At 46.9% G+C, this 25,711-nt stretch carries 20 protein-coding genes and 2 tRNA genes; 9 read left to right on the top strand and 13 right to left on the bottom strand.

Annotated elements, in window-relative coordinates; translation table 11 throughout:
* Positions 1 to 501: 501 nt before the first annotated feature.
* Both CWB98_RS21650 and CWB98_RS21645 read left to right on the top strand, forming a co-directional pair.
* Positions 502 to 1,920, top strand: coding sequence for an alanine/glycine:cation symporter family protein (locus CWB98_RS21650; RefSeq protein ID WP_138546706.1), 1,419 nt, complete (start codon positions 502 to 504; stop codon positions 1,918 to 1,920).
* A gap of 159 nt (positions 1,921 to 2,079) precedes the next feature.
* Positions 2,080 to 2,156: transfer RNA gene (locus CWB98_RS21645), tRNA-Pro, on the top strand.
* 106 nt (positions 2,157 to 2,262) lie between these two features.
* On the opposite strand, the gene CWB98_RS21640 is transcribed toward CWB98_RS21645, so the two are convergent.
* The gene (locus CWB98_RS21640; RefSeq protein ID WP_138546705.1) at positions 2,263 to 3,024 is read right to left on the bottom strand and encodes an SDR family NAD(P)-dependent oxidoreductase; all 762 of its coding nucleotides are present in this window, start codon (positions 3,022 to 3,024) and stop codon (positions 2,263 to 2,265) included.
* A gap of 311 nt (positions 3,025 to 3,335) precedes the next feature.
* On the opposite strand from CWB98_RS21640, the gene CWB98_RS21635 reads away from it, so the two are divergent.
* Positions 3,336 to 3,412 (top strand) — tRNA-Pro (locus CWB98_RS21635).
* Positions 3,413 to 3,487: 75 nt separating this feature from the next.
* On the opposite strand, the gene CWB98_RS21630 is transcribed toward CWB98_RS21635, so the two are convergent.
* Positions 3,488 to 4,723 carry a serine hydrolase domain-containing protein gene (locus tag CWB98_RS21630; RefSeq protein ID WP_138546704.1) on the bottom strand — a complete coding sequence of 412 codons (1,236 nt, stop codon included), beginning with the start codon at positions 4,721 to 4,723 and terminating at the stop codon, positions 3,488 to 3,490.
* A gap of 263 nt (positions 4,724 to 4,986) precedes the next feature.
* Between CWB98_RS21630 and CWB98_RS21625 the strand changes: the two genes are divergently transcribed.
* Both CWB98_RS21625 and CWB98_RS21620 read left to right on the top strand, forming a co-directional pair.
* Positions 4,987 to 5,574 carry a TetR/AcrR family transcriptional regulator gene (locus CWB98_RS21625; protein ID WP_138546703.1) on the top strand — a complete coding sequence of 196 codons (588 nt, stop codon included), beginning with the start codon at positions 4,987 to 4,989 and terminating at the stop codon, positions 5,572 to 5,574.
* Between the two features lie 140 nt (positions 5,575 to 5,714).
* Positions 5,715 to 6,563 (top strand): alpha/beta hydrolase, encoded by an 849-nt coding sequence (locus tag CWB98_RS21620; RefSeq protein ID WP_138546702.1) that lies wholly within the window; start codon positions 5,715 to 5,717, stop codon positions 6,561 to 6,563.
* Positions 6,564 to 6,670: 107 nt separating this feature from the next.
* Here the strand turns inward: CWB98_RS21620 and CWB98_RS24050 are convergent, their stop codons facing one another.
* The gene (locus CWB98_RS24050) at positions 6,671 to 6,829 is read right to left on the bottom strand and encodes a hypothetical protein (protein WP_171045722.1); all 159 of its coding nucleotides are present in this window, start codon (positions 6,827 to 6,829) and stop codon (positions 6,671 to 6,673) included.
* A 702-nt stretch (positions 6,830 to 7,531) separates the two neighbouring features.
* Here CWB98_RS24050 and sbcB point away from each other — a divergent pair.
* Positions 7,532 to 8,983: an exodeoxyribonuclease I gene (gene sbcB / locus CWB98_RS21615; protein ID WP_138546701.1), complete on the top strand. Its 1,452-nt coding sequence runs from the start codon at positions 7,532 to 7,534 to the stop codon at positions 8,981 to 8,983.
* Between the two features lie 45 nt (positions 8,984 to 9,028).
* Here sbcB and CWB98_RS21610 read toward each other — a convergent pair whose 3' ends face one another.
* The 8 genes from CWB98_RS21610 to CWB98_RS21575 all read right to left on the bottom strand — a co-directional run bounded on the left by CWB98_RS21610 (position 9,029) and on the right by CWB98_RS21575 (position 18,059).
* Positions 9,029 to 10,198: a cystathionine beta-lyase gene (locus CWB98_RS21610; RefSeq protein WP_138546700.1), complete on the bottom strand. Its 1,170-nt coding sequence runs from the start codon at positions 10,196 to 10,198 to the stop codon at positions 9,029 to 9,031.
* Between the two features lie 27 nt (positions 10,199 to 10,225).
* Positions 10,226 to 11,170, bottom strand: coding sequence for an NAD(+) diphosphatase (nudC, locus tag CWB98_RS21605; RefSeq protein ID WP_171045721.1), 945 nt, complete (start codon positions 11,168 to 11,170; stop codon positions 10,226 to 10,228).
* Between the two features lie 115 nt (positions 11,171 to 11,285).
* Positions 11,286 to 12,080, bottom strand: coding sequence for a glucosamine-6-phosphate deaminase (gene nagB, locus CWB98_RS21600; RefSeq protein ID WP_138546699.1), 795 nt, complete (start codon positions 12,078 to 12,080; stop codon positions 11,286 to 11,288).
* A gap of 278 nt (positions 12,081 to 12,358) precedes the next feature.
* On the bottom strand, positions 12,359 to 13,480 hold the full coding sequence (gene nagX, locus CWB98_RS21595; protein WP_138546698.1) for a transmembrane glucosamine N-acetyltransferase NagX: 1,122 nt from the start codon (positions 13,478 to 13,480) through the stop codon (positions 12,359 to 12,361).
* A 65-nt stretch (positions 13,481 to 13,545) separates the two neighbouring features.
* The gene (gene nagA / locus CWB98_RS21590; protein WP_138546697.1) at positions 13,546 to 14,664 is read right to left on the bottom strand and encodes an N-acetylglucosamine-6-phosphate deacetylase; all 1,119 of its coding nucleotides are present in this window, start codon (positions 14,662 to 14,664) and stop codon (positions 13,546 to 13,548) included.
* A 3-nt stretch (positions 14,665 to 14,667) separates the two neighbouring features.
* Entirely contained in the window at positions 14,668 to 15,579 is a 912-nt protein-coding gene (nagK, locus tag CWB98_RS21585) for an N-acetylglucosamine kinase (RefSeq protein WP_138546696.1), read from the bottom strand.
* A 345-nt stretch (positions 15,580 to 15,924) separates the two neighbouring features.
* A complete protein-coding gene (locus tag CWB98_RS21580; RefSeq protein WP_138546695.1) occupies positions 15,925 to 16,767 on the bottom strand; it encodes an isopenicillin N synthase family dioxygenase in 843 nt (280 codons plus the stop codon).
* Positions 16,768 to 16,946: 179 nt separating this feature from the next.
* On the bottom strand, positions 16,947 to 18,059 hold the full coding sequence (locus CWB98_RS21575) for a response regulator (RefSeq protein ID WP_171045720.1): 1,113 nt from the start codon (positions 18,057 to 18,059) through the stop codon (positions 16,947 to 16,949).
* Positions 18,060 to 18,169: 110 nt separating this feature from the next.
* Between CWB98_RS21575 and CWB98_RS21570 the strand changes: the two genes are divergently transcribed.
* Positions 18,170 to 22,051 (top strand): PAS domain-containing hybrid sensor histidine kinase/response regulator, encoded by a 3,882-nt coding sequence (locus CWB98_RS21570; protein WP_138546693.1) that lies wholly within the window; start codon positions 18,170 to 18,172, stop codon positions 22,049 to 22,051.
* A gap of 88 nt (positions 22,052 to 22,139) precedes the next feature.
* Here the strand turns inward: CWB98_RS21570 and CWB98_RS21565 are convergent, their stop codons facing one another.
* Positions 22,140 to 22,826 (bottom strand): DUF3334 family protein, encoded by a 687-nt coding sequence (locus CWB98_RS21565; RefSeq protein WP_138546692.1) that lies wholly within the window; start codon positions 22,824 to 22,826, stop codon positions 22,140 to 22,142.
* Positions 22,827 to 22,951: 125 nt separating this feature from the next.
* On the opposite strand from CWB98_RS21565, the gene cmoA reads away from it, so the two are divergent.
* Together cmoA and cmoB are read left to right on the top strand one after the other, a co-directional pair.
* Positions 22,952 to 23,677 carry a carboxy-S-adenosyl-L-methionine synthase CmoA gene (gene cmoA / locus CWB98_RS21560; protein ID WP_125719534.1) on the top strand — a complete coding sequence of 242 codons (726 nt, stop codon included), beginning with the start codon at positions 22,952 to 22,954 and terminating at the stop codon, positions 23,675 to 23,677.
* A gap of 10 nt (positions 23,678 to 23,687) precedes the next feature.
* The gene (cmoB, locus tag CWB98_RS21555; protein ID WP_138546691.1) at positions 23,688 to 24,656 is read left to right on the top strand and encodes a tRNA 5-methoxyuridine(34)/uridine 5-oxyacetic acid(34) synthase CmoB; all 969 of its coding nucleotides are present in this window, start codon (positions 23,688 to 23,690) and stop codon (positions 24,654 to 24,656) included.
* 223 nt (positions 24,657 to 24,879) lie between these two features.
* Here the strand turns inward: cmoB and adk are convergent, their stop codons facing one another.
* Positions 24,880 to 25,524: an adenylate kinase gene (adk, locus tag CWB98_RS21550; protein ID WP_010385354.1), complete on the bottom strand. Its 645-nt coding sequence runs from the start codon at positions 25,522 to 25,524 to the stop codon at positions 24,880 to 24,882.
* Positions 25,525 to 25,711: the final 187 nt, after the last annotated feature.

Here is a 25,711-nt window from a genome sequence, read left to right as displayed (position 1 = left end):
TTAGTCACTCAGTTCAGTTGATACTCTAAATTTTTGTGCGTCACTACCTAAATAGTTTCGCTGTTAGAACTCAATCTGTACGAGTGCCCACACAGATGATTGCTTCATATTTTTAAAGAACATATTCCGGTTACCCGGTGCGATAACTCGTTATCGCTGAGGGTTGTGCATTCTAATCACTTTCCTCTTTTTGTCAACACTCAGATTTAAAAGAAATTAAACTAAGTTTTATGTGACTTATCGTCATTTTGTTCAGCGTTATATTTGCTGCCCGCCGTGTCGATGGATGCGCATTATAGGGAGATTCGAATGCAGCGCAAGCGCTTTTTATGATTTTTTTGAATTAATTTTTTACCCAACATGACCTCACAATTGTCACACAAGTTACCCACAAAAACCTGTGGATAAAGCAATAATACTTAGAGTTGAAAGCCGTCATGTGCTAAATTACGCCACCTTATTTACCCGTTCTGTTATATCTATAATAAGGGTCGTAATCCAATGGCTGACTTTTTTAATACTATAAGCGGCTTGCTGTGGGGTCATATACTTATATACCTATTAATTGCAGCAGGTGTTTTCTTTACCCTCCGACTGGGTTTCATACAGTTCACTCAATTCCCGTACATGATTAAAGTCATGGCAAACAGTCGAAGTGGCGCCAAAGACGGAATTTCTTCTTTTCAGGCTTTTTGTACCTCACTTGCCGCACGAGTTGGTACCGGTAATATGGCAGGTGTTGCCGTTGCGCTTTATCTGGGTGGGCCCGGTGCTATTTTTTGGATGTGGCTCATCGCCCTCATTGGTATGGCGACCAGTTTTGCTGAAAGTGCACTGGCGCAGCTATACAAAACCAAAGACGATGAAGGAAACTTCCGAGGTGGCCCCGCTTATTATATGGAGTATGGCCTGAATAAACGTTGGATGGGCGTGCTCTTTTCTTTATGTCTGATCCTGGCATTTGGCTTGGTGTTTAATGCCGTGCAGGCAAACTCAATTGCCGCAGCGTTTGAAGTGGCCTTTGATGTTCCCAAATATGTGATGGGCTTGCTACTGGTATGTGGCTCAGCCTTTATTATCTTTGGCGGTCTTAAAACCATTGCCCGCTTTGCTGAGCTGGCAGTCCCTTTCATGGCAATCGCCTACTTATTATTGGCAATCATTGTCTGTGCTATGAATGCGAGCCAGTTACCCGACGTTTTCATGCTGATCATCAACAGCGCATTTGGTTTTGAGCAAGCTGCAGGCGGAGCGGTAGGTTATGCCGTCATGCAGGCAATGATCCAGGGAATTAAACGTGGTCTATTCTCCAATGAAGCAGGTATGGGTAGCGCCGCAAATGCCGCAGCAAGTGCAACCCCGAACCCAAACCACCCAGCTTCACAAGGTTATGTTCAGATGCTGGGCGTATTTGTTGATACCATAGTGATATGTAGTGCCACCGCCGCACTTATTCTGCTCTCTAATCAACTCGTGCCAGAATCTGGTGTCACGGGCATTCAATTAACGCAGGCCGCACTGGTCGAGCACGTTGGCGACTGGGGCGCAATTTTTGTAGCTATCGCCATTCTGTTCTTTGCCTTTACTTCTATTGTTGCAAACTATAGTTATGCAGAAACCAACCTGTTATTCCTCGAGCATAACCATCCTAAAGGCCTGTTTATATTCAGAGCCTGTGTATTGGCTATGGTCATGTTTGGTGCTGTAGGTGAACTTGGCCTGATCTGGACACTTGCTGACATCTCAATGGGCCTGATGGCGATTGTAAATGTGGTTGCGCTGTTCATGTTGTCTGGCATTGTTATCTGGCTTGCCAAAGACTATCGCGCACAACTTAAGCAAGGTAAGACGCCCGTATTTGATCCCTCACAAAAGCCTGAGGTATTGAAAACCTTGCCTAAAGGCATTTGGAACAAGTAATCTAAGGCTGGGGTAGCGTGCCGCACGCTGCCTCACTTCCCCCATGTGAATCCTATTGTGCAACAAATCTACGCTCGAGCCCGTTCAGCACAAATAACATTCAGTCGAAACAATTACTTATTGCCTTTCATAAAAAAATCATTATAGTGAAGCCCAAGTCGGCATATAGCGCAGCTTGGTAGCGCACTGTCATGGGGTGTCAGGGGTCGCAGGTTCAAATCCTGCTATGCCGACCATTCTTTTCTCACTCCAGTCAAATACTTATATTTCAGTATCTTCATCTTCAAAAGCTCTGTGCCACAACTAAAAGTCAAAACCTGTTATCTCATATATTTGTTTTCTTTAGGCATTATTGTCATTCGCAAGCATACTGTTATTGCTTAGTACAATTTTATCAACGGAGCAGACACGATCCTGAGATAAAGCAAACTGGATGCATTCAAAAACATGTCGCGCTGTCAGTTTCATATGGTCTGTGTGCGAACGAGGCTGATCCCACTGCGCCTCATTGAGCGCAGAAGGATTGTCGAAGTTGGGCGGATAAATACTAATCACTCTGATACCCTGCCCCATTAACCGATGCCGAAGTCGGTCTGCAAATGTGGACTGTGCAGCTTTTGCAGCGCTAAAAGCTTCACTGGCAACTGAGCGTGGGTTGTTTTCGAGACTGGCGGTACTATTGATAAATAGAATGTCTGGTGAAGCTGAACGCTGCAAAAGTGGTAGAAATTTTTGCGTCATCAAAATACAGCCTGTCGCTGTAGAATTGATAGTTTCGACAATCTGCTCATCTGATACTTCTAATATTGAGCCAGACAACCAGAATGAAGCATTGTTGATCAAAATGTCGACTTCAGCAGTGCGTGCTTCAACTTCCTGTGCAAACAGCGCAATTTCATCAGGCTTGGTCATATCGACCTGAAACGGCGTGACTTTGGCACAAGGAACCGCTTCGATTACCTGCCGGGCTGTCGCTTTCGCTTTGTTAAGCGTTCTGGCCGACAGAAATAACTCAGCCCCCAGCCTGGCAAACAAAATAGACAGCGTCAGTCCAAAGTCTGGACTGGCTCCTGTAATCACAACTTTCTTGTTTTCGAAACGCATATTTAACTTTCCTGGTAAATTGGCTATTTGCTCCACGACACGGTTAGACTTAACCGATGTCAATCAAAATTAGGCCTTGAAGTCAGTTACCTATATATTAAAGCTCTCAGACAAGCCATGTTTACCACACGCCAAGCCCATTTCCAATTTAGTTTACTTCACCCGGGACAGTTTCCAGCGTATTCACACCCCCTGACCTTTGCTTTTTTGTACAAAGGGCGTCCCTTCGAAACCCTTATGTTTAATTAATGTGCAAACAAACAGCTCTGGTGTTGCCTTTCCAATAAAAATCATTATAGTGGCAACCAAGTCGGCATATAGCGCAGCTTGGTAGCGCACTGTCATGGGGTGTCAGGGGTCGCAGGTTCAAATCCTGCTATGCCGACCATTCTTCTCCCCCTTTTATCTACTCTTATTGTCACTTAGTCCCTCAGTATTTTCAGCAACGTCCATGTCGTTTCTCTTAACGCGATTCTCTAACATCAGACTCTTGATTCATTAATTTGGCTGCAATACTTTTCATGGCGCTGCCCGATTTAGTGTCCAGTCCCCGATTCATCAGAATAATAAACCCATCTTTTTTGTTTGGATCAAAGTACATGGCTGCGAATACACCAGGATCCGAGCCCATATGCCCTATCAACCCCATGCTGTTGTCGCGCCAGAAGAAACGTTGACCCTTTGATACAGTTTCGGGTGCCTGGATCGATATCATTTGCTGAAATATCGTAGCTGACAGGAGTGGTTCGCCGGCCATGGTTTGGTTTTTTAACAGCTGGGTTAGAAACAGGCTAAGCTCTTTGATACTGGTGCGGACCCCACCATCAGGATACTGAGGATTACCATAGTGAGGCTGTGGCACAAACCGCTTGAATGCAATGGGCGGATTAAAGTACTCGTTAATCACATAATTCAATTTAGGTGATTCGAAATCACCACACACAGGCGTATAGGGAATACAGGATTCCACTTCATAAGGCACTGCTATTTCTGCAAATGAGAGACCCTCTAATCGCCAGCGGGTGTTGTCCATTCCCATCGGTTTAAACAAATGATCCACACTGTACTGCGCCAGGCTTTCACCCGTGGTTGCCTCGACCAGATAACCCGCCAGAGCAGAAGCCAGGTTACTATACTTGCGATGAGTGCCTGGTTGATGGTCCAGATAATAGGCACCCTGCTCATACAGATACCCCCCGGGTGTCAGTAATGACTTCAAGTGCGCTTCCAAGGTCGTTTCAGGATCCCGATTTGCCGTGAAGCTGTTTACATCGTAGTAATCTGCAATCCCGGAGGTATGTGTCACCAAATGCCTGAGTGTAATCGTCTCATTCTCTAGTTTGGGGTTATCAACCTTAAACGGTAAATAGTCGTTTATATCCCGGTCGAGCTCAAGCTTACCCTGCTCTACCAACTTAAGCAGCACCACGCCCATAATGGGTTTGCTGATTGAAGCGATATTAAACAAGGTGTCTTGTGTCACCGGCCTGTTTTGCGTCACATCCGCAAAGCCAAAGGTATGAAGTGTGGCTTCACCATTGTCAATTTTGGCAATCGCCAGTCCCGGGATAGCCGCTTCTTCCATAACGGCCTTGATGTATGCGCTAAACGTCTTCTTGTCCTGGCTGATGGCTTCTTGTTTTGGTAATAAAATCCAGAACACAGGCAATAGTAAAACAGCGATAAACAGCTTTTTCAAAGATCTTCTCCAAGTTAAAACACATACAGGAGCATAATACAGACCAACAGTTATATCATTGTATTTTAATAAGATTTTAAAATGGGAGTCACAGGGGGTTATACATGTTGGTTGTTATGGCTAACTTTTGGCTAGTTTGACACTCAATATGTATCAAACTTATGGCCACTACTACCCATGCTCTTACACACTCTTTAAACTTTGACCTATCATTAAAAGAACGGTCGTGCTATAAATGCATACAACATAGCAGTGAGTAGTGTATGAGCAAAGGCAAACAAACCCGCGATAACATTTTAAATGTGGCATTTACGCTGGCCAGTGAGAATGGTCTGGAAAGCCTGACGATTGGTGAACTGGCCAAGCAGTGCAGTATGTCTAAAAGCGGTTTGTTCGCGCACTTTAACTCAAAAGAGAATTTGCAGGCGGCAGTTGTTGATTTTGCCAACGAGATTTTTGTCCAACGTGTTATTGTGCCTGCTCGGGCAGATAACTGCCGCAACTATGAAGAGAAGATAAAGGCGCTGTTACATCACTGGTTAAACTGGAATCAATCATTCCAGGGCAGCTGTATGTTCCTGGACGCCTGGCGAGAAAAGTGTGCCGACGAGTCTGCCGCGCAGCGAGTGCTCAAGCAAGGCATTGAAAATTGGCTAACCTATTTGCAAATCCAGATAGGCAAAGGCGTTGAAAACAACGAGTTTCGGGCTGATCTGGCACCGGAGCAAGCCACTTTTGAGTTATATGGCCTGTATTTGAGTGCCCACCTGTATCATTCAATGCATGGACAGGAAGAAAGCACACAGCGGTTCTGGCATGGCGTAGAGCGCCAGATACAGAGCTGGAAGTAATTATTTAAGCTTTCCAGTAGTTTAGACTAAACAGGATAAACCCCTGGCTGAACACGTTCAGCCTTTTTTTGAATACATTAATAGCACGACCGTTCGTTTTAAAGTTAACTGGCTATGGTGTTTTTCGTGGAGAAAGAGAAATGAGTGACAAGATTTACTTTAAATCAGACAGCAAATTTAACTTCAAAAAGCATATGCTTAATGTCATGACCCGTGCGCACCACAGAATAGCGCCTGGACATGCCGAAAAGACTGCAACTAAGCTACTGCTTACGCCGGTCAGGGCTAAGCCCAAGCATGCGGCACCAAATGAAATGGTTGAGGGCAGTATTTCTTCAAAGGAAGGCTTACTAAAAACCTATCAGATTGGTAGTGGGCCCGTTTGGGTGTTAACCCACGGCTGGTCTGGCAGTGCCAACCAGTTCTTTCCTCTGATGCAGCATATAGCTCAGCAGGGCTACACAGCACTGGCCTTTGACCACCCAGCCCATGGCAACAGTGAAGGCTCGGTCGGTCACCTGCCCGCCTTTGTATACGGACTTGAAGCTGTGCTCAACAGCACAGAACACGTTGAAGGTGTTATCGCCCACAGTATGGGCTGTGCTGCTGCTATTGAATGTAAGCACCCAAAACTTGCCGACAAACCGCTGCTACTAATTGCACCCGTGCTGGATTATGTCAGCAATTTGTTTGGCAGCATTGAGCGTTCTGGTTATTCAATGCGATTGTTTCGCTCCGTCGTCAGCAAGGTCGAAAATGAATACAACTACCCAATGGCGTCTGTTGACCCGTTTGCAAAGCTAAAAAGCCGATCCGCTCAGTGTATTATTGTGCACGACCAGAACGACCGGTTTGCGCAGTTTACCGTCTCTAAACAAGCAGCGACCGAAATGTCTAAGGTAAAGCTCATAGAAACGCAGGGGCTTGGGCATGGCCGTATCTTGCAAAGTGAGCAAGCAAAAGAAGCGTTTGAGTTACTTGTTGGTTAACAATGTTCACCTTGAGTGGTGAAATACCGTATATGTTGGACTCGTTGATATCGGTATTAAGTATCTGAAAGCATAGAGCCCGGCATATACCGGGCTAACCTGCCTTATTAGCAAACATAGGCGGTTGGACAAAATACAGGCGCTGTGTAACATGCGCCATAGTCTTTACTATAGGCACTTGCCCCACCCGCAATCTCATTCGTTTGCTGTGCGTTTAGGTTTTTACCTGTACTTAGCGTTTTTAATTTAACCTTTTTAAGTTTCATGTTGTTTCCTGTTGTATTTTTTACAATGGTTATTCGACAAATGATGAGACACTCTGCTCTGGCTGTGCTCATCCGTTAACCAATGTGTTGAAATTAGCAACAAAAAACAAGATGTTTTAACCACTTTCTCAGTGCGCGTTTTTAGGTACTTGTTTTTTAAGTTGTTTACTATATTGAAATTTTATCAAGAAAACTAAAATGACAGCGCTGTACTTTTGTACTAAGTACGAGCCGTAAAAGGTGCTAAGACACCACACTCTTGATATTGATGCATTAGCCATCTGCTACTCAAATGCTCAAAGAACTGGTAATGCCCGTACATAATTTCATCTACCTCATGTCATGGTAATCGTAACTAACAACTTTTTAGTTTCAGTGACACACATAGCGTGACCCCAAATACTAAACAAGATTTTAAGTAAGTTTTCCTTTGCCTTGAACCTTTTAATAGCTCCGTATGTAGACCCACGCCCCCTCTTCCGTTTACTCCCAACCCATCACTATGAGACAATAGCGTAACGACTTAGATTTCCAGACTTTTGAGTTTGTACAAGCCTAAGCAGTATGCGCATTTATATACACACTGATTGAGTTCGGTACACGCAGTAATACACACTTAGGTTTCAAAACAGCAAACTCTGAATAGCAGCCTGCAGCACTGAATAAGAATAACAGGTTGATAGAAATAGGATTTATAGCCAGATGGCGACACAAGAATTAACTGATAATATCCCGACAATTTACTGGCACGATTATGAAACCTGGGGGGCCAGCCCGCAGAAGGACCGGCCGAGTCAGTTTGCCGGGATCCGTACCGATCTGGACCTGAATATTATAGGTGAGCCGCTGATTGAGTATTGTCGCCCGGCGGCGGATTATTTGCCTCAGCCAGAGGCCTGTCTGGTGACTGGGATCACGCCGCAGCATGCGCTTAAGCATGGTTTGCCGGAAAGTGAGTTTATGGCCAAGATCCATCGCGAATTCAGTAAACCCAATACCTGTGTTGCCGGTTATAACAGCATTCGGTTCGATGACGAAGTGACCCGCTACAGTCTGTATCGCAACTTTTATGACCCCTATGAGCGCGAGTGGCAAAATGGCAATAGCCGCTGGGATATCATTGATTTAGTGCGTGCCTGTTATGCGCTTCGCCCTGAAGGCATTGTGTGGCCAGAAAAAGAAGATGGCACGCCAAGCTTTCGCCTGGAAGACCTCACCAAAGCGAACGGCATTGAGCACGCCGATGCCCACGATGCGCTGAGCGATGTGACGGCAACCATTGCGCTGGCCAGGCTGATTAAAGACAAACAGCCTAAACTGTATCAGTTTTTCTTCTCGCTGCGCGGTAAAAAAGCACTCGCGGACCTGATTGATGTGTTTAACATGCAGCCACTGGTGCATACTTCTTCGCGTATTCCGGCCACTCAGGGTTGCACCAGCTGGATTGCGCCAATGAGCTTTCACCCGGTGAACAAAAATGCCGTGGTGTGTTTCAACCTGACCAATAACCCGCAGGTGCTGCTGGACCTGTCGGTAGAGGAACTCCGTGCGCGCTTATACACTAAACACAGTGATTTGGGTGAAGATGAACTGCCGGTTGGCCTGAAACTGGTTCACCTGAACAAATGTCCGATATTAGCGCCTGCAAAAACGCTGCTACCAGAGAACGCTGCCCGCCTGGGGATTGATCGTGAACAGTGCCTGGCACATCTTAAAATTCTCAAGTCTCACCCGGGGCTGCGCGACAAGGTAGCTGAGGTGTTTAACGACCAGGGCGATTTCAGCGACACAACTAACCCGGATTATCAGCTTTATAATGGCTTTATCAGTAAAGCCGACAAAGCCAAGCTGGCCATTGTACGCGAAGCGCCGCCGCACGAATTAGGCTCGCTCAACCTGGAGTTTGAAGATCCTAAATTCCATACCCTGCTGTTTCGCTATCGTGCCCGAAACTGGCCGGAAAGCCTCTCTGCCAGTGAACTGGAACAGTGGCGTAAATACTGTCAGAACAAACTCATGCATGGTGAAGACAACCCGTCTATCAATGCGCAGGACTTTATGATCACGCTAGAAAATCTGGTGTATGAACATGAAGGCAATGAAAAGAATCTGGCTGTGTTAAAGGCACTGTACCATTACGCGCAGAGCCTCTAATTTGGCATCATAAACAGGCGGTGACAGCCTCACCGCCCGCTTCTGTTACAAGCTTTCCTGATAGACCTTGAGCGCCTGCTCCAAATCAGCAATCAAATCTTCCACATCTTCCAGACCTATGTGCAAGCGGATCACCGGACCATGCTGCCAGCCCGTTGTTGTACGCAGAGGAGCCATGCTGGCATTCGCCGTTACCAGGCTTTCAAAACCGCCCCATGAAAAGCCCATCTTAAAGTGGTGTAAGCTGTCGAGGAAACGGTTAATGGCTTTGCGGTGCCCCTGTTTCATCACCACAGAGAACAAACCATTGCTGCCGCTAAAGTCGCGTTTAAAAAACTCATGTCCCGGGCAGCTTTTCAGTGCAGGATGTCGTACGTGATCAACCAGAGGGTGACCGGCCAGCCAGTTGGCAACCTGAAGTGCCGACTTTTCGTGTTGCTGCAAGCGTACCGGCATGGTCCGCAAACCACGTAATGCCAGGTAAGCGTCGTCTGCTGAGGTACACTGGCCAAGCAGATAAGAGTTTTCGCGCAGGGTTGGCCACAGGGTTTCGTTAGCCACGGCCACGCCCATCATGACATCGGAGTGACCGACTATGTATTTTGTGGCAGCCTGAATGCTGATATCCACGCCATGCTCCAGCGGGCGATAATGCCAGCCGTTGCCATAGGTGTTATCCAGCATAGTGATCAGGCCCTTTGCCTTGGCCACTTTGACCAGGCTCGGCACGTCCTGCACTTCCATGGTGATAGAGCCAGGAGATTCCAGGAACAGCACTTTGGTGTTGTCCTGAATGAGTGATTCTATATCAGCGCCAATCAGCGGATCATAATAGGTGGTTGTGATCCCCAACCCAGCCAGGATCTTGTCACAAAAGTCCCGGGTTGGCTCGTAGGCAGTATCTACCATCAACAGGTGATCGCCGGTTTTCAGAAACGACAACAAGGCCTGTGAAATGGCGGCAGCACCAGACGGATATAACGCACAACCAGCGCCATTTTCAAGCTCCATAATGGCGTCTTGCAAGGCAAAGTGGGTGTTGGTGCCACGACGACCGTAAAACAAAGTGCGTTTACCACGCTCAGAGATCGCCTCTTGCATATCGGCAACGGAGTCAAAAACAACGGTTGATGCCCGTTGTACTACAGGGTTAACCACGCCTTTGGTGTACTGGGAATTGCGGCCTACAGCCACCAATTTAGTATTCTTCTTCATAGTGTGCTCAATTTTGGACTAAATGCATCATTGCTGACGCCAGTATTCAACCAGATATCTGGAGATAGAATCTTTGCGGGTGAGTTTATATCCGGGCACATCGTCTCCCCACTCGGCAAATCCGTTGAGATCCTCTCGGGAAAACCATTGTGCATGCTCCAGCTCATCCTGCTCAACAAAAATATCGGTGCTTTTTGCCGTTGCTATAAAGCCTAGCATAATAGACGACGGAAATGGCCAGGGTTGCGAGGCAAGGTAGCGTACCTGGTCAACCTCAACCCCGGCTTCTTCTTTAACTTCTCGGATCACGGCCCGCTCCAGTGTTTCCCCGGGGTCAACAAACCCCGCCAGAGTTGAATACACACCTTCGGGCCATTGCGCTTGTCGACCAAGCAGGCAACGCTCAACACCATCTGCAAAGGTATGTGTTACCAGCATAATCACAGCGGGATCCGTGCGCGGGAAAGTCATATGACGACATGCTTTGTCATTGCACAAACGCGCGTGTCCGGCTTCCACAGGGCGATTTGGACTACCACAACGCCCACAGAAACGATGCGTTTTATGCCAGTAACACAACCCGCGGGCCAACACACCCACCGACGCCAGCTCGGCGTCCAGCTTTGGCCCTATGGTGCGCATGTCTTCGAAATGGAAAGTCTGATTAAAGGTGTGATCGTCAAAGCTGACATCAATACAGCCCTGAAGTAACTCTTGTTCGACTTCACTAACGTCCAGCGCAAAGTAGCTATAAGTGTCGTCAATGCCTAAAAACACGGCTTCGGCGCGGTCAAGTGTGTCAACCTGTGACTGAGACAACAAAGCCAGCTCGCGCTCGTTGCTGACAATCAAATTTTTGTTATTCCATACCAGCAACCAGCGGCTTTTATCACCGTATTGGCCAAGTAACCAGTTAGGGTCTTTTCGTTCAGCAGAGGCCCTGTCCAGGTTCATTTGCGTGTAATGCAGCACGACGTTCATCCTTTTGTTGTTCTTTGACGACACGCTAACATAGCTGGCCCGAATGCCAATAGCTTTGCGGCAAAAAAAAAGCCCTTACGGGCTTGAACTACAGTGTGATAACACACTACAGAGAGGCAAGATATTCCTGAAGCTTTTGATTCTCAGCTTCAATGTGTTTGTAGAATTCAATGTCTTTCAGTTTGCTGGCAGCCCCTTCATCGAGCACGATCACGGCGTGGCGGTGCATTTGTAAGGCTGATGCTGGACAAGCGGCGGTCAGAGGACCTTCAATCATGGCATGTACCGCATCAGCTTTGTTTTCACCGGTTGCCAGTAAGACCACTTTACGTGCATCTAAGATCGTACCGATCCCCATGGTGATCGACAGATGTGGCTGGTACTCGTCCGCTGCAAAAAAGCGAGCGTTATCGTCGATGGTGGCTTTGGTCAGGGTTTTAACCCGAGTACGCGATGTCAGCCCTGACGATGGCTCGTTAAAGCCAATATGACCATTGCGACCTATGCCCAGAAGCTGAACATCGATGCCACCGGCTGCGCTGATCTGCGCTTCATATTCTTTACAGGCTTCGATTGGGTTTTTGGCATCTCCTGGCGGGACATGCGTATTGTCTTTGTTAATGTCTATGTGGTTGAACAGCTGCTCGTTCATGAAATAACGATAGCTTTGCGGGTGATCGCCATTCAGGCCCAAGTATTCATCCAGATTAAACGTTTTGGCTTTGCTAAAGCTTACCGTGCCCGCCTGGTTGCGACGGATCAGTTCCTGATACAAAGCAACTGGCGTTGATCCTGTCGCCAGTCCTAAAACAGAGCCTGCGTTACGTGTTAACTGCTGAGTAAAAATATCGGCACCATATGCTGCAACTTCAGCTGCGTTTTTAAGAATGACTATTTGCATAATGTAAGGCTCAAGGTTGTGAACAAACAGGAAAAATGGGATCTGAACCTTGCTCTGCGTGCAATCAAAACAAGGTCAGATCAAAACCTAACTGGGATACACTGTTTAGGTTATTACCATTATGACAACGCTGTCATTATTAGAGAAAAAAACGCGCTTGTAAAGTAAAAGTGATAAAAAAATGTACTTTTTTTATAGCCAAAATAAAAATGACCTGCTGAGCAGGTCATTTTTCAAAGTGTTAACAGATGCCAGGTAAGACATTAAGAGCTACTTGGCTATACGCTAACAATAATCTTACGTTTGTACATCCAGTGTAAGACCAGCAGCTGAACCGCCAGCAAAGCACACACACTGAGCAGCGCCTGCCAATGTTCAGGGACAGCAGTGATGATGCCACCGAACACACTGCGACTGATAAAGGCCCAGTCGACCAGGCTCGATGCCAGATAAATTATAATGGAGTTGGCTCCGATGATCACAAAGGGATAAGCCAGCTTCTGACCATTAAGTATATCCACCAGAGTAAAGAAAATAGCCAAGAAAATGGCACTCCAGCCAACAGTAACCAGCACAAATGAGCTGGTCCACAGCTCTTTATTCACCGGAAACTGCAGGTCCCATAACCAGCCCAGTGCCAGGCTGATGATACCGGCAACAAACAGACGCCCAGCGACCTGCCACTGACCCAGTTTATCTGACTGTGCAATCAGCTGTCCGGCAAAGACGCCGGCAATGGCGTTCACAATAGCCGGAAAGCTAGACAAAATACCTTCCGGGTCCACCGCTCGATTCTGATAGGTAATCCCTGGCAGTAATGCCTGATCTATCCAGGCGTTCCAGCTGCCAGCCGGTGTGAGCTCCCCTGCACTACCGCCAGGCACAGGAATAAAACACAACAACACCCAATACGCGAGTAAGATCCCAATCCCTGTTAGCGCCGTTGTCCTCAGGCTACAGTGCCACACCAGCATGGCGCAAAAAAACCAGGCAATGGCAATGCGCCCAAGTACACTGGCATAGCGGATCTCGCCCAAATCAGCCGGAATACCTGTGCCCCAGCCATGGTTATACAGCACACCAAACAGACACAGCAAACCCAGGCGTTTGATCGCCTTGATGTAAATGGGCTTACGCTCTTCTATTGGTAAGTGATCAATGCGCTTGGGTCGTAAGCCCATTGCCACCCCTGACAAAAAGATAAACAAAGGGAAGATCAAGTCGTAAAAGGTAAAGCCGTGCCAGGCACTGTGAAGCGTCTGAGCTTCAAAAATTTTCCACCCCTGCCAGCCGGTCAGAACAAACAACGCGGCAAATATGGACTGACCACCCAGGATCCAAAACATGTCCATGCCACGTAAGGCATCGAGCGACGCCAGTCTTTTCTTATTATTTGACATAGTTACTACCTATAGAAACAAAAAATCCCCGCTAAACAACAGCGGGGTTTTTTACCCAGGGAAAATTAAACGCGTTTTCCGTTAATGAAAGTCTGTAAAACATGAAGGTCACTATCGAGCAGTACAAAGTCAGCATCTGCACCGTCAATCAGGCGCCCCTTGTCAGGCAGTCCAAGGTACTGTGCCGGGTATAACGAAGCCATTCTTAGTGCTTCGGACAATGTCACATCGAGTGTGTTCACACTGTTGCGTACTGCACTTGCCATATCAAGGACACTGCCCGCCAACTCGCCCGTCGTCGAGTTTAAACGATCACCGGTGCGGATCACTTTACGACCATCAAAGAAATCAAATTCCTGATCATCCGTGCCAACTGGCGGCATAGCATCAGTTACCAGCATGATTTTGCCACGTTGCTTAGCTCGAATCGCCAGCTTAGCCGAGGCCGGATGCACGTGGTGGCCATCGACTATCAGGCCGCACCAGGCGTTGTCATCCCACAGTGCGGCGCCAACAACCCCAGGCTCTCGAGAGGTATAGGCCGACATGGCATTAAATAAATGCGTAAACCCGTCAGCGCCCACTTCCAGCGCAGCCATAGTGGTTTCATAATCAGCATTAGAATGTCCAATAGACACTTTCACGCCCAGCTCAGCCAGACGTTTTATATCGCTGAGCGGTACAGTTTCGGGAGCCAGGGTCACCATTTTTATCCCCAGATCTTCGCGGGCATAAATAGCGAACTCTCGCTCTGAAATTGGACGAATAAATTGCTCGCTGTGGGTGCCCTTCTTTGGGTGTGACAAATGCGGACCTTCAAAATGAACCCCGGCAACACCAGGCTCTTTGCGTGCAATTGCCTGAGCAATGGCGTCCGCAGCTTGCTCCATGACCGCAATCTCATCTGTGATAAGCGTTGGCATCAGGGCTGTTGAGCCAAACTTTGCATGGGCTGTGACTATGGTCGTCAGGCAAGACAATGAGGGATCGGCATTTAAAAAGCCACCACCGCCGCCATTAACCTGGACATCAATAAAGCCTGGTGCGGTTATGCCCTCAAGTCGCGTCACTTCACTGCCCGCGGGATGAGATTCAAAATGAAGCTTGCCATTATCGACAACAAACTCAACTTCGTTTTTAAATTGTGTGCCGTCAAACAAGCGGCTGGCTAAAAATCTGTTCATGAATTATACCAAGAGTTCCGATTGACGTTGAATGCTCTGCATTGCGAAGTAAATCGCCCCCATTTCAGGTGGCTGCTTAGGCAGTTCAACCCGTTTTGCAATTTCCGGGTCCAGCCACTGACTTAACGGCTCGGATAACCCCCCAATCATTGACAATCTGGGTGGATTGTTTTCCAGTAGCTTGTGGGCAAGTCGGCTGACATAATCAGCCCCGGTTTTCACAATATCCAGCGCCAGCTGGTCATCGGCTTTTGCGGCATCCAATACATAACGAGCCAGCTTTGCGTAGCTGCTGGAAGGCTGTCCCGCCATTTGCTCGGCAATGCCCATTGCAGTATTGGTGTTGAAATGCTGTAAAAAGACTTTAGACAAGGCTGTTTTTGGTCCAAGGCCGTCCAAATCCAGTAACACGGCTTTGACTGCTTCAAGTCCCATCCAGGAACCGCTGCCAATATCACCCTGAGCAAACCCGTGCCCACCATAGTTAGCACTTTTCCCATCCACCAGCACAAAACCGCATGAGCCCGTGCCAGTGATGATCACCGCACCATCTTCTCCTTCGTGTGCGCCAATACAGGCGGTATGGAGATCCGTTGTCAGGAACATTTGCTTGAACGGGTGATCCCAGCGCATAATTTTGTCATATAAGCTCGGTAAGTTTACGCCTGCAAGGCCCAAACCTGCATTGAGTTCGTGAACTTGCTCTACCCTGAGTCCCGCATCCTGCAAAGCCAACTGAGTCGAAACCATGATAGACTCTAAGGTTCTTTCGAAACCATGCAAAGGATTCGCAGGACCACCAAGACCAGTGCCTAGTACGCCATGTATTGCAGAGTATATGGTGGCACGGCATTTCGTCCCTCCACCATCGATACCTATATATAACTGGTCATGTTCAACCTGTTTAGCCATCATGTAACGACCCCTAAAAGTTGTGGTTGGTGCCTCCTCATTCAAAGGCTACCGGTATTCAGTCATGTTGATTTGATGTTACACAACAAATGACAGCGTTGTCATTAAGTTTTTTATTATTTTTTCGCAGTGTGAAAAATTTTAATATTGCATACTTTTGCTTAATTGTCAGAAAAATTTTTGCAAGGAACTGAATATTGTCCTTTTTCTGCATTTGGTGGTGGATTTAGTCGACACCGTTTACAAACACGAAGATTGTCACATTTAATGACAAAAAACGGCGCTTTCGCGCCGCTTTCAAAACCGATTCTCTACATTAATTCAATGCAGAAACCAGACAGGTGGATATTATTTTACACCCAGCTCTCTCAAACGCTCTTGCAGGTAGCTGTCAGCAGTGTAACGCTCAGATAAGACCACATCAGGACGAGGATGCAGGAACAGCGGCAGTGAGATGCGAGACTTATCACTGGCTTTACCGGTTGGGTTAATCACACGGTGAATGGTAGACGGGAAGTACCCGCCAGACGCTTCTTGTAACATGTCACCAATGTTAATGATCAGATTACCAAAGTCACATGGCACATCTAACCAGCTACCATCTTGTCTTTGTACTTGCAGACCGGGCTCATTAGCCGCAGGCAGGACAGTCAACAGGTTGATGTCGCCGTGTGCTGCTGCACGAATAGCGCCCGGCTCTTCATCACCTGTCATCGGTGGGTAGTGCAGAACACGTAGTAGTGTTTGTTCAGAGTCTTTGATCATGTCTTTTAGATCAATAGAGAATTTAGCACGTACGTCTTCTGGCGCTTCAGCCTGAACCCAGCTTAATAGCTCTGCCGCAAACTCATTGGCCAGACGATAGTACTCTCGAATTTCTGCATCAAGTTGTGCAGGCACACGACCTTTTGGATAAACATGGAAGTACTCTTTGATGTCTTTAATTGTGAAGCCTTTCGCAACTTCAGAAACATCCGGCGGAAAGTAACCGTCTTGCGTTTCTTTATTGAATAAAAACGCGTGCTTTTCTTCTGAGTTAAAGAATTCTTGCCAGTTTTTATAGATAGACTCAACCAGTTCCTGAGGAATTGGGTGGTTTTTTAGTACACCAAAGCCCGTTGAGCGCAGGGATTCAACAAATTGTTTCGCCGCGTCAGGCGCTTGATAGTCAACTGTAGGTAGCTGTTGCATAATGGTTCCACCGATATTTTAACGTGACTTAAATTCAAGAAATTAACTGCAACTCGAACATTGAAAATTAACTTTTTGAATTAAGATAAAATCTTGCTCGCGAGCTTAGAGAAATCCACCGCCGCAGATAAGGACTTATGTCCGCCCCTCCTGCCAATAATCACCGAGATTGACTCAGATCAAACCGGCTCCACAGGCAAAGATATTTGCCACTCCAACCCGTGCTGGCGGTCGTGTACCTGATAACTGCCATTTAAAGCATTCACAATCAAATTAGCCGCTACAGAAGCACTCAGCCCAACATGCCCTGTGTTGCCTCTTTTTGTCGTTACGAATGGCTTCAACATGTCTTCTTCGGATATACCATCCAGCCCCAACCCGTTGTCCAGATAGCTCACAATCAATCGAGCGTCCTCAATACCAAGGCCTATGCGTACCTCTAACTTACCTTCTTGTCGACCATGAGACAGTGAGTTCGCAATCAATGTATCTATTACAGAGGCCAACAGACCTCCGTCAAACAGAGCAACGTCCTCGTGGTGCACGATAATTTCAATGCTGACGGGTTTATTCAACCAGGCACACTGCACTTTCTCGGACAACTCCAGCAAACTCACGCGAGTGGGCGAAACAGGGCACTCTACCCGGGCAATTTGCTTAACCATAGACACGAATTTTGCCACCCGAGTTAAATTTCGCTCACTCAAAGACAGGCTTGTATCGCACTCTGTCAGCTTGGCCACTATCTCATCTGAGCTTAACTCGCCTTCTTTCAAGGTATTTATCAGCTTATAAATTGTGTCGGAGCAATGGCTGACCGCAGTAATCGCTGTACCCAGGGGCGTATTAATTTCGTGCGCTACGCCAATCACCATTTCATTCATTACCTGAGAAAGCTGCTGCTTTACAGCGCTCTTTTGTGCATCAAGCAGTTTAATTTGTGTATCTACTCTGGCTAATATCTCAGCAGGAATAAAAGGCTTAGTAATGTAGTCGTTACCGCCGGCATGAAGCGCTTCTACTATCCAATCTGTATCACTGTGCGCGCTAACAAAAATCACTGGAATATGGCTGGTATGCTTTTCAGCCTTCAGCAATTTACACAGTTCAATCCCAGATGTTCCTGGCATTTTGATATCAGTGATCACCAGCTCGGGTGGTTTGCGTTGAATAATATTCAGTGCGACCTCTGCATTGATAGCGGCAAGCACCGTATGCCCTTGCTGACGCAGGATCAGTTGAAGCATGTGCAGGTTTTCTGCAACATCATCAACCACCAAAATGTCTGCCATTCCTTTCATCCCCATAAGTTGCTTATCACACTTTAAGTAAGCATAGCTTGAGAAATGACCGCACGCGACTATGGTTACTATGTTAGTAAACTCAACAGTGTGGCGTGTATATGGGTGTAAAATTGAGAGTGAATGTTGTCTTTGCAGTGATACTGTCGATATTAGTTATTTCAACGTTATTGCTCTTTTTAAGTTATACCAAACTCGCACCGCTCAACCACAAACTAGATAACCTGAACACATTAACCAAAGTTTCTTTCGAGCTTAAGGATAAAGCTCAGCATCACGCTGTACAGCTTGCTCTGTACTTAAACAACCCACAGCCAAGTCAGCTAGAGCGGCTGCGCAATTATGATGTGTCGCAATTAACATTTATAAGGGGTGCCCAAGCAGATGATCAATCAACGTCGAGGGATAAACGAAAATCGATTGATCTCGTCCACACCCTGGCCAGTCTGCCAATAGAGTCCTCGGCAACACAACTTGGTGCACTGTATGGCGAACTCAGACAACTCCATACTCAAACCTATGCTGAGCTTGCACAGATCCAACCAGGTATGTCAGCGATCCCCTTCCAACTGGCGAACTACCACAGCACCTTGCAACATATCATAACCGAGCTTGACCAGCTTGACTCAATATTCTCTCAGCAAAGTACACAACTCCATAATGAAAAAGATCATCAGTATATGCGCCAACATCAACTTGTAATATGGGGGATTGTATTACTCGCTCTGGCCACCTTGCTGGGAGCCTGGTGGTGCAACTTCCGTATCTTTGACCCTCTTAAACGATTATATCAGTCATTGCATAACGCCAATCAGAGCGGCACTGCCCAGTTGCACTTGCCAGAGCAGCTCGGAGAGGAGCTGAGTAGTCTGGCCAATGTGGTTGGTCAGATCTATGACAAACTGCACAACCGAGTAGAAATCGCCAAATTGCGCGAAATGTTTAATCAGGGGATCCGCCATAGCCGTGACCCGGATGAACTGCGACGTTTCGCACTGGAGTTTTTCGCGACTTACTACGCAGCCCCAAGTGTGGCAATTTGTGACACCAGTGACAAAACACTGATCCCTTTACAAACCATAGGCTGCCCACCTTGTCTCGATAATCTGAGTATTCAGTACACCCAACTATGCCGAACTCTGACACGGCAAGGCTTAATCTCCAGCGATAGTGCTTTTGAGCTAAAAGCAGGAGCAGTCGCCATTTCTATTAAGAGTGCAGCTTTGTACCCCTTGACCGTCAATAACCAACTTAAAGGTGCGCTATATATTGCGAGCATCGATAAGTTCGACAGTGAGCAGCAGGCCAGTATCCAGCAATTATGTGAGGATCTTGCGATTCAGATCCAGCTATGCGAAAACGCGCAGCAGCAGCTCGCTGCAGAAACGGCTCTGTCGCAGCACCTGGAGATGACGTTGCATATTCTGAATGCCATTCCCAACCCGACTTATTACCGAGATACTCGTGGCACCTTTTTAGGTGTAAACCGAGCATTTCTGGATTTTCTGGATCTGTTTGAGGCCGAGGTTACCGGCATGCGTATCCAGGATGTATTTGATGTCTACACAGCAGGCTATCTTGAACAAAAATCTAATTACACCATTGAACAGAAAATACAGCATAAGTTCGAGTTAACTCTGAAAGACGGCCAACAGGAATCCAGAGAGCTGGTAGTACATGAAGCCCCTTTCTTCGATGGTTATAAAGACGTTGGCGGTGTCGTTGGGACGTTTTTAGACATGACAGAGCGCAACGAACTCGAGCGTAATATGCTTGCAGCTAAAGAGCTGGCCGACAAAAACGCCAAAGTAAAAAGCGAGTTTCTTGCCAACATGAGTCACGAAATTCGCTCTCCCATGAATGCCATCATTGGCATGGCTCACCTGGCATTGAATACGCAGCTAACGACCAAACAACGTAATTATGTTGAAAAGATAGACAACGCTGCTAAGCAGTTACTTAAATTACTGAACGATATTCTAGACTTTTCTAAGATCGAAGCAGGTAAAGTTGAAATTGAGTCCACCCATTTCCACCTTGATAAAGTACTGGATAACGTGGCCACAATCGTCGGACTCAAAGCAGAAGAAAAACAACTGGAGCTGATTTTTGATGTCCACCCAGACGTTGCAAATGATTATATTGGCGATCCACTGAGGATCGGTCAGGTATTGATCAACCTTGCAGGCAATGCCGTTAAGTTCACAGAGCAAGGGCATGTGACCATCAATATCAGCTACCAAAGTGAAGACGAGCAAAGTGCCAAATTACTCTTTAGTGTCATTGATACGGGAATCGGGCTAAGCAGCGAACAACAAACCAAACTCTTTCAGTCGTTTTCACAAGCTGACACATCTATTACTCGTAAATACGGTGGCACCGGCCTGGGCCTGACGATTTCGCAACATCTTGTAAAGCTAATGGGTGGTGAAATTTTTGTAGAAAGCGAACCTGGTAAAGGCTCAACCTTTTATTTTACGCTGCCCCTTCCCTTTGCAACTACTACTCGTCTGGTTAGCCAACCTTCCGAGCATTTTAAAGACAAACTCGCCTTAATTGTGGATGACAATGCGCTGGCAAGAGAAGTCATGGCCGCCATGCTGAAAAAGTTTGGTATTGCCTCCAAGCTGTTTTCATCCGGTGATGCTTGCATAGAATATGTGCAAAATCAGCAACCCCATTTTGATATTGCCTTCGTTGACTGGCATATGCCACAAAAAGACGGCATTGATACCATTATGGAATTACACAGCCTGTTTTCTTCAAGACAATATGTCCTGGTCACCGCTTACGGCCGTGAGCTCGGACTGAAAGACGACCAAAAGCACATGATCTCCAGTATTTTATTGAAGCCAATTAACCCATCAAGTGTGTTTGATTGCCTGCAGGCCTGTCTGGCACCTCAGCCCCGGCAAGTTACTGAACCCAACACTGCGGGGGACAACCGATTATCAGGGCTGACTATTCTGGTTGCCGAAGATCAACCTGTTAATCAGGAGATTGCTGTTGAGATTTTGACATTCCACGGAGCCGATGTATCCGTTGCTAATAATGGTCAGGAGGCACTTGAAGCTGTACAAAAGACCGCATTTGATGTGGTACTTATGGACATGCAGATGCCTGTCATGGATGGGCTACAGGCAACCCGAGCAATTCGAAAACAGCCTGAGCTCTGTCAGCCGCCTATACTGGCTATGACCGCCAATGCTATGCAGGCTGATATACAAACTTGCCTGAATGCAGGCATGGATGGCCATATCGCCAAACCTATCGATGTAGAAAACATGGTTGAGACCATACTGGCTCATGCAAAACAATATGAAACAGAAAATGTCATACAAAACGCCATTTTGCTTGAGCCAATAGACTCAGAAAAATCTGGCGTGGTGGCCGAAACGTTTACACTTGAAGGGGTTGACCTCGAAGCCGGCATCAATCGAGCTGCCGGTAATCAAGACGTGTATTTTTCGTTGCTTGAGAAATTTGTCAAACAACAGATAGAAGAACTTATCAATCTTAAACAAGCCATCACCATAGGTAATACTGAGCTTGCAGAGCACATACTCCATGCCCTGAAAGGCGCAGGTGCGAACTTATCTATGACACATTTAACGAGCCAATGTGCCGCACTGGAGTCGCAACTTCGGGAAAACCGCTTAGACGGAACACAGATTGATAACTTACTGGAGTATATCAGGCACTGTCATGAACAGGTATCGGGTTACATGAATTTAAAAACTTCAGAGGCAGACAAGCGCCAATCAGATAATACAGCAGATACCCAAGCTGAACAGCCTGACAAAACCCTGATAACACTTGCGAAAGCTCTACAGGACTATGACGCAAGTGCAACTGAGCTTGTTGCATCTTTACATCCCGGGCCGCAATTGCCTGAAGTGGTGTTAGTTGAACTTACTGAACTGATTACTCGGTATGAGTTTGAAAAAGCACACTCTCTGTTAGTGCCTTATGTACCACAATAAGCTTAAGCCAGAAGCTAAATGACGCATGAGGCAATGTAGCTAGGTGTATATAAACCAGACTACACTGCACACAAAATAAAGTTATTCGTTACAGCCCAAGATCAGCCATAAAGTCGTCATCTGCGACGTCTTCAGCTGGCGTCTCAGATTTTTTTGCAGACTCTGCCTTTTTTGTTCTCTGGCTGGCAATGATGTCATCCGGATCAACGGCTTCGGTGATATCATAGTCATGCAGCTTGATAAACTCGGTTTTATCCATCGCCAGTTCCAGATAGAAAATATTCTGGCCCTGAGTGGTAAAGGTCACGCGGCGCGCCTGTGGCCTGTCCATTGTGGTATCAACGGAGATCTGAACCTGCTTGTTAATAGCCATCATTTTAGGCTGGTTCTGCGTGATAGAGGTGTGAAGCTGCTCACGCACTTTGCTGGTGAAATCACCAACGATTTGGTTCATCAGCTCACCCATCACATTGGATACGTCATCCGACAAGTGGCTTTGTGCAATTTCGTTTTCCGGCATGCCCATAGAACGCATATAGTCCTGATAAACTTCCATTGCCGCCTGTGCGGTGAAGTTGGTGACAACCAGACCGGTAAAACCACCGTCAAACAGAACAAAACAACCAATGTCTGGACGCATACAGGTACGGGTGATCTTCTGTACCATTGCCGAGTAGGCAATCTGATTGCCACTGGCCGAGGACAAAACCTCAGTCACCGAGTGACATAGTGTGGATAGGATATCTTCTGTGCTGATCACTTTATTTTTCGCCATGTTGGTTCTCTAACTTACTTCTTATTGTTAATACTAGCCAAGCTACTCAATTTATCACTGACTATCTAGTATAAAATGCTAAAATAGCATGATTATTTTTTTGTAAGACAAATTGGACTAGCAGTGTGACGGGCAAAGACAGTATATATGCCACAGAGCAAGAAGTCAGAGACTTCACCTTCGACGCAAACGTTGTAGAAGTATTTCCGGACATGATCCAGCGTTCAGTGCCGGGTTATGCCACCATCGTCAGTACCATGGGTAAACTGGCCGGACAATACGCGCAGAGTAATTCAAACCTTTATGATCTGGGCTGTTCACTGGGGGCGGTCACCCTCAGTATGCGCCGTAATATCGACAAAGAAAATTGCCGCATTATTGCCGTAGACAATTCCCAGCCGATGGTCGAACGCTGCCAGATGCATCTGAAAGGCTTCAAATCAGACGTACCGGTAGACGTACAACTGGGCGACATTAACGAGTTAGAGATCAGCAACGCCAGCGTCGTTGCCATGAACTTTACTTTGCAGTTTATCCCTCAGACACAAAGGGCCGCAGTGCTTGAAAAAATTTACCAGGGGCTGAAACCCGGCGGCGTATTGCTGCTTTCGGAGAAGATCAAAGGTGAAAACGACATCAAAGATAATTTGTTGATTGACCTGCACCACGACTTCAAACGACACAATGGCTATTCAGAGCTGGAGATCAGCCAAAAGCGCACGGCCATTGAAAATGTAATGCGCACCGATAGCCTCAGCACCCACAAAAACCGCCTGGAACAGATAGGATTTGCCCATACCCAGGTGTGGTATCAGTGCTTTAACTTCTGCTCCCTGGTAGCGATTAAATAAGAGAAAGACTATGAATTCCTGGTTTACCGATTTTTATGCCGCTATTGCGAAAAGCCCCCTCAGCCATTGGCTGGAAACACTGCCGGCACAACTGACTCACTGGCAAAAAGAAGCCCAGCACGGTGACTGGTCACAATGGGAAAAGGTGCTCAAAAACCTCCCTGATCTGCCAGCCGACCAAGTCGACATTGAGAACAAAGTGTCCTTTACCCGTCAGGAGCCACTCTCTGAAGGACATCAGAAGCAACTGACACACCTGTTCAAACGCATGATGCCCTGGCGTAAGGGCCCGTTTCATATTCATGGTATCGACATTGACACCGAATGGCGCAGCGACTGGAAATGGGATCGTTTGTTACCGCATATCAGCGACTTACATGGCCGCAGCGTGCTCGACATCGGCTGTGGCTCTGGTTATCACCTATGGCGCATGCGCGGTGCGGGGGCTGAGTTTGTCGTGGGGATCGATCCCTCAGACTTATTCTTGAGTCAGTTTCAGGCCATCAAGCACTTCAACCCGGATCAGAATGTCCATCTGCTCCCTCTGGGTGTGGAACAACTCCCGGATTTGAAAGCCTTTGATACCGTTTTCTCTATGGGGGTTCTGTATCATCGTCGCTCCCCCATCGACTTCCTCGCTCAGCTGAAAGCTCAGTTACGCCCTGGCGGTGAGTTAGTGCTCGAAACCCTGGTCATTGAAGGTGATGTAAACACCGTACTGGTGCCAACAGATCGCTATGCAAAAATGCGTAACGTCTGGTTTATTCCGAGCTGTGACGCGCTGGCTCTGTGGCTACAACGCGTGGGCTTTAAAGACATCAAGGTGGTGGATAAAGACATCACTTCTTTGGACGAACAAAGACGCACCGAATGGATGCAGACCGAATCTCTGGCTGACTTTCTGGATCCGAACGATCCCAGTAAGACGATTGAGGGCTACCCTGCTCCGCTTAGAGCAATTATTGTCGCAAAAGCCTAATAATACCAACTTCACCTAATACATGCTCAATTTGAAGGAGCAAATAGAACGCTAACTGTGTTAAAAATTTTTCATTTAGAGCAACTAAATAGCAAAATTTTTGCCTCGTTATCGACCCTATTTTCTTGCCTCAAAATAGAGCTCTTAATTAAGCAAATTGGTATGTTCAAACACAAAAAAGCCAGCATCTAAGCTGGCTTTTTCTGTTTATATGGGCAGTAAATTAGCCCAACAGCTCAGCTAGTTGCTGGCTTACCGCTTCAACAGCCTGAGTACCATCCAGTTTGTGGTACTGAGTATTGCCTGCATCCGCTTCTGACTGGTAGTAGCTTACCAGTGGCTTAGTCTGGTCGTGGTAGATGCCAAGACGCTTACGTACTGTTTCTTCTGTATCATCGGCACGAATGATCAGATCTTCACCAGTCTGGTCGTCTTTGCCTTCTACTTTAGGCGGGTTATACACAACGTGATAAACACGGCCAGAAGCCGGATGCACGCGACGACCGCTCATACGCTCAACGATGATTTCATCCGCAACGTCGAACTCGATAACGTGATCAACCGCAATGCCGTTTTCTTTCATTGCATCTGCCTGAGGGATAGTACGCGGGAACCCGTCTAACAGGAAACCATTCGCACAGTCTTCTTTTGCAACGCGCTCTTTTACCAGGCCAATGATGATGTCATCTGATACAAGCTGCCCTGCATCCATCACTTTTTTGGCTTCCAGACCCAGTGGCGTACCTTCGCTGATAGCAGCACGTAGCATGTCGCCCGTTGAAATTTGTGGAATACCGTACTTTTCCATTAGAAATTGAGCTTGAGTGCCTTTGCCTGCACCCGGCGCGCCTAGCAAAATAATGCGCATAGTGTGTTCCTCGTATGTGAGTTATACCCATTTCACTTAATACCTGTTCAATTTGAAGGAGCAAATATGACGCTAACTGTGTTAAAGATTTCTCATTTAGGACAACTAAATAGCAAAATCTTTGCCTTGTTATCGACCCTATTTTCTCGCCTCAAAATAGAACACTTAATTAAGCAAATTGGTATTA

It is taken from the genome of Pseudoalteromonas rubra (genome assembly GCF_005887115.1).
Classification (GTDB): Bacteria; Pseudomonadota; Gammaproteobacteria; order Enterobacterales; family Alteromonadaceae; genus Pseudoalteromonas; species Pseudoalteromonas rubra_F.
This window is presented reverse-complemented; position numbering and strand designations above follow the sequence as displayed.

Bases quoted from the DNA above. Each gene is read 5' to 3' on its own strand.
- CWB98_RS21650 (WP_138546706.1), top strand. From the start codon at position 502: ATGGCTGACTTTTTTAATACTATAAGCGGCTTGCTGTGGGGTCATATA.
- nagK (WP_138546696.1), bottom strand. From the start codon at position 15,579: ATGATGGCTAAACAGGTTGAACATGACCAGTTATATATAGGTATCGAT.
- cmoB (WP_138546691.1), top strand. From the start codon at position 23,688: ATGAATTCCTGGTTTACCGATTTTTATGCCGCTATTGCGAAAAGCCCC.
- CWB98_RS21570 (WP_138546693.1), top strand. From the start codon at position 18,170: ATGGGTGTAAAATTGAGAGTGAATGTTGTCTTTGCAGTGATACTGTCG.
- CWB98_RS21625 (WP_138546703.1), top strand. From the start codon at position 4,987: ATGAGCAAAGGCAAACAAACCCGCGATAACATTTTAAATGTGGCATTT.
- CWB98_RS21580 (WP_138546695.1), bottom strand. From the start codon at position 16,767: ATGCAACAGCTACCTACAGTTGACTATCAAGCGCCTGACGCGGCGAAA.
- CWB98_RS21640 (WP_138546705.1), bottom strand. From the start codon at position 3,024: ATGCGTTTCGAAAACAAGAAAGTTGTGATTACAGGAGCCAGTCCAGAC.
- sbcB (WP_138546701.1), top strand. From the start codon at position 7,532: ATGGCGACACAAGAATTAACTGATAATATCCCGACAATTTACTGGCAC.
- CWB98_RS21620 (WP_138546702.1), top strand. From the start codon at position 5,715: ATGAGTGACAAGATTTACTTTAAATCAGACAGCAAATTTAACTTCAAA.
- CWB98_RS21575 (WP_171045720.1), bottom strand. From the start codon at position 18,059: ATGGCAGACATTTTGGTGGTTGATGATGTTGCAGAAAACCTGCACATG.
- nagX (WP_138546698.1), bottom strand. From the start codon at position 13,480: ATGTCAAATAATAAGAAAAGACTGGCGTCGCTCGATGCCTTACGTGGC.
- nagA (WP_138546697.1), bottom strand. From the start codon at position 14,664: ATGAACAGATTTTTAGCCAGCCGCTTGTTTGACGGCACACAATTTAAA.
- CWB98_RS24050 (WP_171045722.1), bottom strand. From the start codon at position 6,829: ATGAAACTTAAAAAGGTTAAATTAAAAACGCTAAGTACAGGTAAAAAC.
- adk (WP_010385354.1), bottom strand. From the start codon at position 25,524: ATGCGCATTATTTTGCTAGGCGCGCCGGGTGCAGGCAAAGGCACTCAA.
- nagB (WP_138546699.1), bottom strand. From the start codon at position 12,080: ATGCAAATAGTCATTCTTAAAAACGCAGCTGAAGTTGCAGCATATGGT.
- CWB98_RS21610 (WP_138546700.1), bottom strand. From the start codon at position 10,198: ATGAAGAAGAATACTAAATTGGTGGCTGTAGGCCGCAATTCCCAGTAC.
- CWB98_RS21565 (WP_138546692.1), bottom strand. From the start codon at position 22,826: ATGGCGAAAAATAAAGTGATCAGCACAGAAGATATCCTATCCACACTA.